At 52.2% G+C, this 13,052-nt stretch carries 11 protein-coding genes; 3 read left to right on the top strand and 8 right to left on the bottom strand.

From position 1 onward, the window contains the following. Window positions 1–10 precede the first annotated feature (10 nt). From ubiE to PCO85_01175, 8 genes are all read right to left on the bottom strand, one after another. Window positions 11–766: a bifunctional demethylmenaquinone methyltransferase/2-methoxy-6-polyprenyl-1,4-benzoquinol methylase UbiE gene (ubiE, locus tag PCO85_01210; GenBank protein ID WJV54142.1), complete on the bottom strand. Its 756-nt coding sequence runs from the start codon at window positions 764–766 to the stop codon at window positions 11–13. A gap of 172 nt (window positions 767–938) precedes the next feature. After that, a complete protein-coding gene (gene rmuC, locus PCO85_01205; GenBank protein WJV54141.1) occupies window positions 939–2,441 on the bottom strand; it encodes a DNA recombination protein RmuC in 1,503 nt (500 codons plus the stop codon). A 193-nt stretch (window positions 2,442–2,634) separates the two neighbouring features. Then, window positions 2,635–4,143 (bottom strand): serine hydrolase domain-containing protein, encoded by a 1,509-nt coding sequence (locus PCO85_01200; protein WJV54140.1) that lies wholly within the window; start codon window positions 4,141–4,143, stop codon window positions 2,635–2,637. Continuing rightward, on the bottom strand, window positions 4,140–4,880 hold the full coding sequence (locus PCO85_01195; protein WJV54139.1) for an ABC transporter ATP-binding protein: 741 nt from the start codon (window positions 4,878–4,880) through the stop codon (window positions 4,140–4,142). The genes PCO85_01200 and PCO85_01195 overlap by 4 nt, the downstream gene beginning before the upstream one ends. Beyond that, window positions 4,877–5,707, bottom strand: a complete 831-nt coding sequence (locus PCO85_01190) for an ABC transporter ATP-binding protein (GenBank protein ID WJV54138.1) — start codon at window positions 5,705–5,707, stop codon at window positions 4,877–4,879. The genes PCO85_01195 and PCO85_01190 overlap by 4 nt, the downstream gene beginning before the upstream one ends. Further along, window positions 5,708–6,610, bottom strand: a complete 903-nt coding sequence (locus PCO85_01185; protein WJV54137.1) for an ABC transporter permease — start codon at window positions 6,608–6,610, stop codon at window positions 5,708–5,710. Then, the gene (locus tag PCO85_01180) at window positions 6,607–7,617 is read right to left on the bottom strand and encodes an ABC transporter permease (protein ID WJV54136.1); all 1,011 of its coding nucleotides are present in this window, start codon (window positions 7,615–7,617) and stop codon (window positions 6,607–6,609) included. The genes PCO85_01185 and PCO85_01180 overlap by 4 nt, the downstream gene beginning before the upstream one ends. Continuing rightward, entirely contained in the window at window positions 7,617–9,212 is a 1,596-nt protein-coding gene (locus PCO85_01175; GenBank protein WJV54135.1) for an ABC transporter substrate-binding protein, read from the bottom strand. Before PCO85_01175 ends, PCO85_01180 begins: the two co-directional genes overlap by 1 nt. Window positions 9,213–9,414: 202 nt before the next feature. On the opposite strand from PCO85_01175, the gene PCO85_01170 reads away from it, so the two are divergent. From PCO85_01170 to PCO85_01160, 3 genes are all read left to right on the top strand, one after another. Continuing rightward, complete coding sequence (locus PCO85_01170; protein ID WJV54134.1) at window positions 9,415–10,491, top strand: dipeptidase; 1,077 nt, start codon at window positions 9,415–9,417, stop codon at window positions 10,489–10,491. 149 nt (window positions 10,492–10,640) lie between these two features. Continuing rightward, window positions 10,641–11,549 (top strand): LysR family transcriptional regulator, encoded by a 909-nt coding sequence (locus PCO85_01165; GenBank protein ID WJV54133.1) that lies wholly within the window; start codon window positions 10,641–10,643, stop codon window positions 11,547–11,549. A gap of 283 nt (window positions 11,550–11,832) precedes the next feature. Next, complete coding sequence (locus tag PCO85_01160; protein ID WJV54132.1) at window positions 11,833–12,696, top strand: YicC/YloC family endoribonuclease; 864 nt, start codon at window positions 11,833–11,835, stop codon at window positions 12,694–12,696. The last annotated feature ends 356 nt before the right edge of the window (window positions 12,697–13,052 follow it).

Here is a 13,052-nt window from a genome sequence, read left to right as displayed (position 1 = left end):
ATTCCCAAACTCAGAATTTAAAACCGCGATGTAATGCAACAACTCCACCGGTCAGATTAAAATAATTGACGTTGTCAAATCCCGCGTCACTCATCATGTTTTTCAGCGTTTCCTGGTCCGGGTGCATCCTGATAGATTCTGCCAGATAACGATAGCTATCGGCATCACTTGCCACCATTTCGCCAATACGAGGCAGTATGTGAAAAGAGTAGGCGTCATAGACCTTACTGAGCATTTTCACTGTCGGTTTGGAAAATTCCAGCACCAGTAAACGGCCCCCAGGTTTCAGCACGCGATACATGGAGCGCAACGCCTTCTCTTTGTCAGTGACATTGCGCAGGCCGAAAGCAATGGTAATACAGTCAAAAAAATCATCTGGGAAAGGCAAAGCCTCTGCATTGGCCTGGACATAATCGACATTGCCGATCACGCCATTATTCCGCAGCTTTTCACGACCGACCTTCAACATTGAAGCATTGATATCCGCCAGTACAACCCCACCGTCATCACCGACCAGACGTGAGAATTTGGCAGTCAAGTCTCCAGTGCCGCCGGCAAGATCCAGCACATGCTGACCGCGCCGCACGCCACTGCACTCAATGGTGAATCTTTTCCAGACACGATGAATACCAAAAGACATCAAGTCATTCATCAAATCATACTTTGTAGCCACAGAATGAAAAACGTCAGCGACCATGCCTTCTTTTTCTTCTTTCGCTACGGTGCGAAAACCAAAATGTGTAGTTTTCTCTGAATTGTCTACCATGTTATCCGCCTACCATTCAGTCAAAATTTGGATCTACCTACTAATGGGGAGAGTGTAACAGACCCAAGTTAAAAGCTACCGTCCTTATTTACCGATATACCGAGAGAAGTAGAACGCCATATACCTACTACATAAAGGATGCTGGAACAGTTTATACCAGTACGGCAGCGACTTACGCTGGTTTTTCATCAACGGGCTCGTCGTCCCCGACAATCGGGTGATACTCCACATTGACTGACTCGGCATCGTCAATCAACGATGCGTTAATAGGCCGTTTTATTTCTACACCCAATGCCCGGAAACCTTCCGCCTGATTAATCAGATTTCCGCGACCTGAAGAGAGCTTCTTCATGGCCTGACGATAACTTCCCTGTGCTTTTTCCAGGCTTTGCCCCAGTGATGACATATCGTCGACGAATAGGCGCAGCTTATCGTACAACCGGGAAGCTCGCTCGGCGATCTGCTGTGCGTTGCGGCTTTGTTGCTCGTAACGCCATAAATTATTAATCGTCCGCAACGCTACCAGTAAGGTAGTAGGACTGACCAGCATAATATTATGTTTAAGCGCTTCGGTGATAACATCTGGCTGGCGATTAATTGCGACCAGGAATGCGGGCTCCACCGGAATGAACATCAACACATAATCCAGCGAGCGCAATCCCGGTAATTGTTGATAATCTTTGTTACCCAAAAGACGGATATGACTGCGGATTGACACCAAATGCTCATTGAGTGCGGCGGACCGTTCGATCTCATCGTCGCTGTTAAAGTAACGTTCATAGGCCACCAACGACATCTTGGCGTCAATGACCACATCTTTACCATGTGGCAGGCGCACGATGACATCCGGCTGTAAACGTGAATTAGTGTCGGTCTGCACACTGACCTGAATTTGATATTCGTGCCCTTCGCGCAGCCCGGAACTCTCCAGTACCCGGCTCAACACCACTTCACCCCAATTTCCTTGCGTTTTGTTGTCACCTTTCAGTGCGTTGGTCAGGTTAACCGCTTCCTGTGTCATCCGGGCATTAAGCTGTTGCAGATTACGAATCTCATGCGCCAGCGTATGGCGTTCCCGGGCTTCAGAACCAAAGCTTTCCTGCACCTGACGACGAAACCCATCCAGTTGCTCCCGCAATGGTGTCAGCAAACGATCCAGACTCTGCTGATTCTGCTGATCGACCTTACGGCCACTGTGCTCAAAAATTCGGTTGGCGAGGTTTTCAAATTGAGTGGAGAGACGCTGCTCACTGTTGGTCAGCAAGCGCTGTTTTTCTTCAGCCGCCAGACGCGTCTCTTCCAGGCGGATAGTCACTTCCCGTAATTCAGCTTCTTGTGCGCCATTGGCCTCCCGAAGCGCCCGCAGTTCCTGATTAAGCAGCTCACATTCCTGGCGTAGTTCCACCAGTTGCTGCAACTTCTCCTGACTGGCTGCCAGTTGCGCATGCAGTGTTCGCAATTCCATTTCCTGCTGACCAAGTCGCTGCTGATCCTGTTGCCTGGCCTGCTGACTCTCATTTAAAGACTGACGGGCCTGTTCCAACGCTTGTGCCAACAAACGCTGCTCTGTTTCAGATCGCGCCTGCCGCTGTTGCTGAAGCAAACCCGCAATGAGCAAACCGAGTAACAAGCCTACTGCTACGCCACCAATACCATAAAATAGAGAGATATCCACACGGCCTCCGCTTTACCTCGCTGCTGCCCGTCAAGGTAAATTGATACTGTATGGATGTCCAGAAAGAATTGGACAGATACGTTAAGCGGTGGGAGGCGGCTTCAGTAATCCACTGCATAAAGACGTTCGCGTTGCAGTCAGTCTCCGGTTATTGCACAACACATTATCAGACCACGCTATGCACGGTTAATCGTCAGCGCTCGTATATCACGACTCGACTACGATTAAGCAGTAACTGCAGTTGATCACCATCCAGATAGAGACCAAACCGCTTCTCCCACGGGCCATCCTGCGCGATGGCAAGTCCCCGGCCTTGACCGAGGGATTTGAGTGTGGCGGTAATCGCTGCCGGGCCAATACCCATGACCAATTGGTCGCCATCAATCACCAGTTCACTGCGGGTGTCTGTCAACCGCCAGCATCCCTGAATGTGAGATAGGCTGTCATCAGCCGTCGCCGGGACAAAACGGCGTGATGTATGACCAATTTCACCCTCAATCGCCATACCATTTTGTCGAAGACGCATTGGTAAATGGCTGGAAAGGGATGTTGTCACTTCGGGCTGCCCACTGTGATACAGCGTTTCTGAGGCCCCCAGCCAACAAGCACTTTTCTCGTTGATCTCCAGCCAATCGCCGCCCTGTTCCGCCACGTAAAGACCGGGAGTCAGCGAATGACCTTGCTGCGGCAACGGCTGATCCAGCAGTGCCGCCATAACACGCATCGCACTATCGTAGGTCGTGACATCCTCACGGTTGGCAACCAGTGTGACACCGACTTGTCGCACCGGGTCGAGCAGGAAATAGCTTTTGTAACCCGCATGAGAACCACCGTGCCCGACCAGCAATGCATCGCCGACCCGGCAGTGTGTAATGCCCAGCCCATAACCGGTAATCCGGCCATCGTTCATCCGACGTGGTTGCGTCAAGCGGGACAATACACCGTCGCCGGGACCCGAGTTCATCAGCAGCGATTGCAGCCAGACTGTCAAATCCTGCACACTGCCAGCGACACAACCGGACGACGACAGGTGCAAACCTGCGCTGGCAAGCTGCCAGCCCGTTGTGCTTTGCCAATACCCCGGCATCAGACCGGGTACAATATCAAACCAGGTTTCCGGCGCATGAAGTTGAATACCCAAGGGTTCACACACTTGCTGGCGTAATAGATCAGCAAAGTAAATACCTTTGGCTTTTAGCACTTCCTCTACTAATCGATAACCCGTGTTGGTGTAGGAAATCTCGCTGCCCGCTGGGTAGTTGAGTGAGCCCCATTGTGCCAAAAAATCCAGTAAATCTGCCGCCGAGGTCGCGTTGTAAACGGAAATTCCCAGCAACGACAAGGTTTCCCGCACATCCGGTAGACCGGAGGTCATATCCAGCGCCTGACCTATCGTGACGTTACCGTTATCACCACGCAGTTGTGGCAAATGCTGGTTCAAGGTATCAGTGAGGGAAATAGCATGGCTGGCGGGGCCGGTGACCATGGCGGCAAACAGATGCTTAGTCACGGATGCGAAACGCACCACACTGTGGGGGGTAAACGGCGTCTGCTGCGCCAAATCTGCCAGGCCACCACAACATACGGACTGAATCTGTTTGCCATCAAACAGGGCGATGACACCGCCTGGCTGTACGCCTTGATTCCAGTCGCAGGTCAGCGACTGGGCCACATCGATGGCACGCTGCCAATGCAGTGTCATACTGGCTCCTCCAGTGTCATACTTAAATCATACAGTTCAGCCGTGTGCGGATGCTGAATACGCCGCGCACGTAAGTCGTCGGCACTGAGCTGTTCTACCATTTCGCCGTTCTGCATCACCCCGATACGCTGGCAAAGATGCGAGACTACCGCCAGATTATGACTGACCATAATATAGGTCAGTTTACGTTCCGCTCGCAGGTCGGTAAGCAGATTGAGAATTTCCGCCTGCACCGATACATCCAGCGCGGAAGTCGGCTCATCCAGCAATAATACTTCAGGTTCGGCGATTAACGCCCGGGCAATGGCGACACGTTGGCGCTGTCCACCGGAAAGCTGATGCGGAAAGCGAAAACGTACCGCAGACGGTAATCCGACTTCGTCCAGTGCCTGTGTAATGCGTTGCTCGGCACGATCAACACGATGTATCAACAACGGTTCATGCAAAATACGGTCAATCGTCTGGCGTGGATGCAGAGAACCATACGGGTCCTGAAATACCATCTGCACCTGACGAAAGAACGTCCGGCCGCGATGCGCGGATAACGCCATGCCACCGAAGGTAATGGTGCCGCTCCAGTGGTTATTCAGCCCCGACAACGCCCGCAAAATAGTGGATTTACCGGACCCACTTTCACCAACGATGCCAAAGCTGGCCCCGCTCGCCACCTCAAATGAGACGCCTTTTACCACCGCCACAGCTCCAAATGCGATGCGTAATTTATCTAACTTAATCATGCATCCCTCCAGGCAATATCACGTTTCATCACCGGCAAGCGTTCCCGTGGATGCAAGAGCGAGGGCAAGCACTCCAGCAGGCCACGTGTATACGGATGTTGTGCCTGTTGCAGTTGATTGGCGGCCAACATTTCCACGATCCGCCCGGCATACATCACTGCCACCCGATCACAAAAATGCGACACCAAAGGTAGATCGTGACTGATCAGGATCAGCCCCATCCCCCGTTGTGACACCAGATCGTCGATCAGCCTCAGGATCTCCGCCTGCACCGTGGCATCCAACGCACTAGTAGGTTCGTCGGCAATCAGCAGCTCCGGGTCAGGCGCCAACATCATGGCGATCATCACCCGTTGGCCCATCCCACCGGATACTTCATGCGGGTAACTGGTGGCCACCCGCTCTGGATCACGGATACGCACCTGCGCCAGCAGATCCACCGCTGCGTCCATCGCTGCACGCTTGCTACCACCTTTGTGTTGCCGCCAGGACTCCGCCACCTGCTGACCAATAGTCATCACCGGATTCAGCGAATATTTCGGGTCCTGCAAAATGAAACCCACACGCCTGCCACGAATCTGGCACAGCGTTTTTTCATTGGCGCCACGCAGATCGATGCCATCAAAGCGGAGCTTATCGGCCTGTATCCGCGCATTACCCGGCAGCAATTGCATCAGACTACGGGCCGTCAGCGATTTACCGGAGCCACTTTCTCCAACGATGGCAAACTTTTCTTTGCCGACATTCAGCGATACGCCGCGTACCGCTTCAAAGGTTTCTGCCCGATGGGTAAAGGCGATACGCAGATTTTCAATTTCCACCAGCATTTAGCGCTCCTTGGGATCCAGCACATCGCGCAGACCGTCGCCCAGAAAATTAAACGCCAGCGAGGTCAGAAAAATAGCGATACAAGGCATCAGCGGCACCCACCATTCGGTGAACAGAAAACGACGGGCGGTAGCAATCATCGTGCCCCACTCCGGCGAGGGCGGCTGCGCCCCCATGCCGAGAAAACCAAGACTGGCAGCGGTGATAATAATGGAACTCATATCCAGCGTGATACGCACAATCAGGCTCGGCAAACACAACGGCATGATATGACGCAGAATAATGCGCATCGGTGTTGCTCCAGTCAGGCGGTTGGCAGCGATAAAATCGCTGTAGCGGTACTGCATCGTTTCGGCGCGCGCCAGTCGGGCATAGGGTGGCCAAGCCGTGAGCGCTATCGCCAGAATCGCACTTTCCACACCGGGTTTAAGCGCCGCGACAAATGCCAGTGCCAGCACCAACCGGGGAAATGACAAAAAGATATCCGTCAAACGCATCAGAATCTTATCCAGCCAACCCCCGATGTAACCAGCGATACACCCCACCAGCAACCCAATAGGCGCGGTGATGGTCACAACAGCGATCACCATCCCCAGAGTGGTACGACCGCCATACAAAATACGGCTGTACACATCGCGCCCCAGTTCGTCCGTACCCAACCAATGTTGGATAGAAGGCGCCGCCAGCCTGTTGGACAGGTCCTGAAAGCCGGGGGAATACGGTGTCAGTAACGGCGCAGCCAGCGACAGCAACAACACCGACACGATAATCATCAAACCTACCATCGCCAATGGGTTGGTGCGCAATCCCAGCCATAGCCGATAGCGTTGTCCCCACACCGCCTGACGGCGTGTGGTTGGCGTTTCGTCGAGCAACCAGGCTCGTGAGACAAAAGAAGTCATGTTACGCGGGGATCCAAAAGTCGATAGAGAATATCAGCCAGCAAATTGAGCAGTACGTAGACTGCTCCCACCAACAGCGTGGCACCGACTACCGGATTCATGTCAGCATTCAACAGTGCGGTCGTAAGATACTGGCCCAGACCCGGCCAGGAAAAGACGTTCTCGGTCACCACCGCACCTTCCAGCAGACTGGCATAGGTCAACGCCAGCACCGTCACCAATTGCACCGCCACGGTGGGAAACGCGTGTCGCCAAATCACCCGGCGCGACGACAGCCCTTTTGCGCGCGCCGTAGTGATGAACTCACCGCTGAGCGCATTCAACATAAAAGTACGTGTCATACGCGTGATGTACGCCATGCTGAAGTACGCCAGAATCAATACCGGTTGCACCATATGTGCCAGCGCATCTTTAAAGGCGTCGATATCCCCGGCCAGCAGGGAATCCACGGTCAGCAACCCGGTGACCTGCGGCACCATATCTTGAAAAATAATGTCCTGACGACCCGGTCCCGGCGCAATACCCAGTACGGCATAGAAGATAAGCAGACTGAGCAGCGCCAGTATGAAAACAGGTAATGAATGTCCGGCCAGACAGATGACCCGGATAGTCTGATCCAGCCAACTGCCCTGCCGTACTGCTGCCCATACGCCCAGCGGAATGCCCACCAGGGCCGCAATGATAATGGCGGCGGTCGCCAGCTCAAGCGTGGCGGGAAAGTAACGGAAAATGTCATCCGTAACAGAGTTGGACGTAAGAATGGAACGCCCCAGATCGCCGTGCAATAGTTGGTTGATATAGTGGCCGTATTGCATCCAGATTGGTTGATCCAGCCCCAGCTCCTGACGCGCCCGCTCTACCACGGGTTGCGGGGCGTTATCTCCCAGCATTGCCAGTACCGGATCGGTCGGCATCACCCGACCAATACAGAACGTCAGGATGGAAAGCCCCAACAACGTCAGGGCCAGACTGCCGAGCGTACTGAAAAAACGCATCAGTATCCGCATCAGGCTTTCTTCACCAATTGATAAGGGCTTTTACGTAATACAGACATCTGTATACCACTGACGTTTTTACCGCTGGCGATATTCATCTGTTCCTGCATCATCATCACGAACGGGCTGTGCTCACGGTGTTCACGCTGGATGGTTTCATACAGGGCAATACGCTTGGCCGGATCGGTTTCATGCAATGCCTGTTCCGTCATCTCATTGAATTTTGCATCAGACCAGCCACAACGCCATGCCAACGTACGATTGCGGGCACCATCGCTGTTATCCGTGTTGACACAAAATGCTTCGGTATTGGAATTAGGATCGAAGTAATCCGCTCCCCATACGGTCATCGCCAACTGATGCTGACGGGCGCGCATTTTGGTGAGCACCTGACGGTTTTCCGCCGCAATCAGTTTCACTTTGATGCCAATCGCACCCAGTTGAGTCTGCACCGCCTGCGCAATATCCGGATACGGCTGTGGCGAGTAGTGATCCAGCGTGATTTCAAAACCATCCGGATAACCTGCTTCCGCCAGCAATGCTTTGGCTTTGGTCACATCCAGATGGAATGGCGTATCAGCCAGTGCCGACGGAAAACCGCGTGGCAGGAAGCTTTGATGTACTTTGTGCGTCATCGGCACAATGTTCTGCTGGATACTGTCATAATCCAGCGCCCATTTGATCGCCTGCCACACCTGCGGTTTTTTCAGCAATTCGTTAGTGGTATTGCAGGAAAGAAACATCACGCTGGATACAAGTTGCTGCACCAAATGGTAATGGCTGTCATTGAGGAGCGGGCGGATCTGCTCAGTAGTAAGATTACGGGCGATATCCACATCCCCTTTCTGCAACATCAACAACTGTGCCGAAGGGTCGACGATGTGTTTCATGATGATGCGTTTGATTGGGTTCTTGGACGGGAAATGCGGGTTCTTCTTCAGAATCACGCTCTCACTGGCTTTCCAACTCACCAGTTCAAAGGGACCGGAACCGGCGCTATTAAGCTTCAGCCACTGGTTACCCAAATCGTTGCCCTGCTGGTTAGCCAGCGCGGCCTTTTTCTGCACAATACTGCCAACTGGCGCGGACAGGCAGTACAGCAGGAAGGATTCCGACGCCGGTTGATCCAGATTAATCACCAGCGTATGTGTGTCAGGAGCCGTAACATGCTGCTCAACGTTGTCTTTGGTGAAACCGAACTGATTGATGATAAATGCCGGGCTTTTATCCAGTTTTACTGCACGTTGCAGTGAAAAGGCCGCATCTTCCGCTGTCACCGGGCTACCATCGAAGAACGTCGCTTTGGGATCAATATGAAAGGTAAACGTCTTGCTGTCGTTACTGACTTCCCAATCGGTGGCCAGCTCACCTTGCACCTCCTGCGGATTGCTCGGATTTGGCATCACCAATCGCTGATAGAGATTACCGCTGATTTCAGAACCCGTCGCTTCAAAGCCCTCTTGTGGGTCGAGGCTGGTCATATTATCAAGCTGCATCGCCATCACCAGAATAGAAGGTGGTGTGGCGGCAAAAGCGGAATTGAGGCTAAGGTAAGAGAGAAAAGGCACAGCGGTACATCCGGCAAGAAAACGTCTTCTGGTAACCATGAATCCCCCAAGTGATTGATATATAAATAAAACTAATATATTTAGTATCAAGCTTCGTCTTGACAGCGGCAAACGGCACTGGCTTAAATGAGCACAGCAAAGAGTGATTTTTTCTTTGCCAGGATTGCCCCATGATGGTGCAAAACAGGCTTCATCAGAGCAAAGAGCGTTTTATTTCAAACAAGTACCGGGACTTTCGCCCATGACCGACAAGCTGATTTGTAATACCGAGCGCATCCCCGTTTTTGACGGTCACAACGACGTGCTGTCACAGTTGTGGCGTCAACACCGAGAGCACCCGGTTGAAGCCTTCATCACCGGTCCGGCACAGGGTCAGATCGACCTGCCTCGTATCCGGCAAGGCGGACTGGCTGGCGGATTGTTTGCCACCTATATCCCCTCCCCACAACCGAAAGCAATAACCGTACCAGACGGTGATCCTCTGTTTACCCCGCATGCCACACCGTCAATGCAAGACGCACGTGATATCGCTTTTTTCATGCTCTCCACACTGTTGCGTATTGAGGCCGACTCCGCCGGTCGAGCAAAAATTTGCCGCAGCGTGGCGGACATCCGCCGCTGTATGGCGGAAGGCGTACTGGCGATGGTGATGCATATTGAAGGTGCGGAGATGCTGGATGCGGACCTGAATCTTCTGGATATTCTTTACGCCGCCGGATTACGTAGCCTGGGGCCGCTGTGGAGTCGCCCGAATATTTTCGGTTCCGGCGTCCCGTTTCGCTTTCCATCTTCGCCAGATACCGGAGATGGCCTGACCAAAGCGGGTATCCGGCTGGTACGTGCCTGTAATGCCAAACGCATCATGGTGGATGTCTCGCATATGGATGAGAAAGGTTTCTGGCAGACCACCGACATTTCCGACGCTCCGTTGGTCGCCAGCCACTCCAATGCCCATGCATTGTGCGCGCAATCCCGCAATCTGACTGACCGTCAACTCGCCGCGATCCGTGATAGTCAGGGATTTGTCGGGGTAAATTTTGGCACCGCGTTCCTGCGCGAAGATGGCAGAAAAGACCCGAACGCCACCGTGCAGGAAATTGTTCGCCATGTGGAATATCTACTGGAGAAAGTCGGTGAAAATAGCGTGGGATTTGGCTCCGATTTCGATGGCACCACTACGCCACCAGACCTGAAAGATATCGCCAGTCTCCCCATTTTGGTGCAAGCGCTGGCCGCACAGGGTTATGAACGCTCGTTGCTGGAAAAGATCTGTTACGGTAATTGGCTGCGTGTACTCGATGCTACCTGGGGTGAGTAGCATTCCGTCGAAATAATAAGCAAAAAAGGCAGGAATGGCATAAATATTGCATAAACCTATGGCATGGATAGCTTGGAATGTGAACGCGATCGGTTCATTTGGAGTATCTGTTCATTTGGAATAAATAATAGCTATTCGGGGCAAGATAAATGCGGTTACGTCATATCGAGGTATTTCAGGCAATTGTGCAAGCTGGCACCATCAGTGGTGCTGCACGGTTACTTAACGTCTCCCAGCCTAATGTCAGTCGGGTATTGAGCCACGCTGAACAACAACTTGGTTTTGCCCTGTTTGAACGCCGGGCCCAGGGATTGATTGCCACGGTAGAAGGACAGCGTTTGATCCCCGAAGTCCAGGCGCTCTACAATCATTTGCAGGCCATCAATTCCCTGACCGAACAGATTCGCAAAGGTAAGGGACAAACAGTACGACTGGGTGCCGCCCATGCTTTCGGGCAAATGATCGTCGCTCCGGCGATGGTGGAATATCACCAACAAGCGTTACTGGTAAATGTCGAGTTGGTTACCGAGCATTTCAGTACGCTATGTCAGAATATTCTGCAACATCAGCTTGATTTCGCGCTGGTATTTGGTCAACAGGTGCCGTCAGACTTACTGGCGGAACCGTTGTTCCAGTCCACAATGATGGCATTGTTACCCAAAGACAGCCCACAACAAGGCCCGGTAACACTGGAATGGTTATGTGATAACAACCTGTTGATGATGCAGCAGCAGGATCCCCTCGGTCAGGTGGTTCACCGCGCCCTGCGTGACAAGGGGCTGAAACCGGCCGCGTCGCTGTTTATCAAAACCTATTCGGTGATTGCCGATATGGTGTTGGCAGGTGGTGGTACCGGCATCGTCGATCTCTTTACTGCACGCCGCTATGCTGACCAGTTGAAAATCGTGCCTATCGCCCAGCCATTGCCGTTTGAAGTCATGTTGATCAGTCGCCGGGATACGCCACAGTCACGCGCGGCGTTACAACTCAAACATATGCTGAAAAACAAATGCTGGGAACTGGCCAGCCAATGCAGTTCCATACTCAACGCTGCGTGATATAGCGCGCTTATATCCATCATTTTTCACGTTGCCGATTGCGTTGGCTACGTTCAGTTACTCAGCCCTGCCCCTTTTGGGGGCTGCTGCAAACCCGAGTTCAAAGCTGCTCCCGGAGATTTGTAACCCGAACCACTCACTTAGCTTGTCACCCTCTGCACCTGGAAATCTATTGGATATAGCCACTTGCTCGGGCAATCATCCTCACCGATGGCAAAATTCCCGTTACTGCCGCCAGTCACAACGCTATACTCACTTCATCACTTCTTTAAGGTATGCACCGATGATTCGTAGCATGACCGCTTACGCCCGGCGAGAAATCAAGGGTGACTGGGGCAGTGCAGCCTGGGAGCTGCGCTCCGTAAACCAACGTTATCTGGAAACCTATATTCGTTTACCGGAACAGTTTCGCGGCCTGGAACCGATAATCCGCGAGCGCATCCGTAACCGCCTGACTCGCGGCAAAATTGAATGTAACCTACGTTTTGAGCTCGACCCACGCGCACAAGGCTCGTTGATCCTTAATGAAAAATTGGCCAAACAACTGGTGGAAGCCGCCAATTGGGTCAAAATGCAAAGCGATGAAGGTGAGGTCAACCCATTAGAAGTTCTACGCTGGCCCGGTGTAATGGTCGCCCAGGAACAGGATCTGGACGCCATCAGCGTTGAACTATTGCAAACGCTGGAAAGTACCATGGATGATTTTATCGCCGCCCGCGAAAGCGAAGGCAATGCGCTGAAAACATTGATCGAACAACGTTTAGCGGGTGTCAGCGAAGAAGTTGCCAAAGTCCGCGCTCATATGCCGAATATCCTGCAATGGCAACGTGAGCGGCTGGTAAACAAGCTGGAAGACGCAAATGTACAGTTGGAAAACAACCGTCTGGAACAGGAACTGGTATTGCTGGCCCAACGTGCCGACGTTGCCGAAGAACTGGACCGACTGGAAGCGCACGTTAAGGAAACCTACAAAATCCTCGATAAACAGGAAGCCGTCGGTCGCCGTCTGGATTTCATGATGCAGGAATTCAACCGCGAATCTAACACGCTGGCGTCTAAATCCATCAACGCCGACGTAACGACCTCCGCCATCGAACTGAAAGTACTGATTGAGCAAATGCGGGAGCAGATCCAGAATATCGAATAATTTCCCCTTGCTTTCTCTCACGTTCTTTTTTATTGCAATGCCCTGAGAAATCAGGGCTTTTAATTTTTATGCGATGCGAAATTGTTTCATCTTGGTTCAACTAAGCGGTGAGCTAACGGGTGAGTAATGCCTCGCTATACTTGCACCAAATGGTGAGTATTTGGAGGCTAAATTCATTAAACCACTACAAGCCCTCGTGAGGGGGATTCGGTGAAATGCCCAACAATAATCTTGCGTTTTTTTAATTTTTATCAAGTGTGTTTTAAAAAGTAACCACGTCATACCCATGTCAATAATAAAAGCTAACCACATAATTAATATATAATTTTTTATAATTGAGTCAACATAACACTAAG

The sequence above is a fragment of the Prodigiosinella aquatilis genome, assembly GCA_030388725.1.
Lineage (GTDB): Bacteria > Pseudomonadota > Gammaproteobacteria > Enterobacterales > Enterobacteriaceae > Prodigiosinella > Prodigiosinella aquatilis.
The sequence above is the reverse complement of the archived record's forward strand: the minus strand, read 5'-3'. Positions and strand labels throughout refer to the sequence as shown.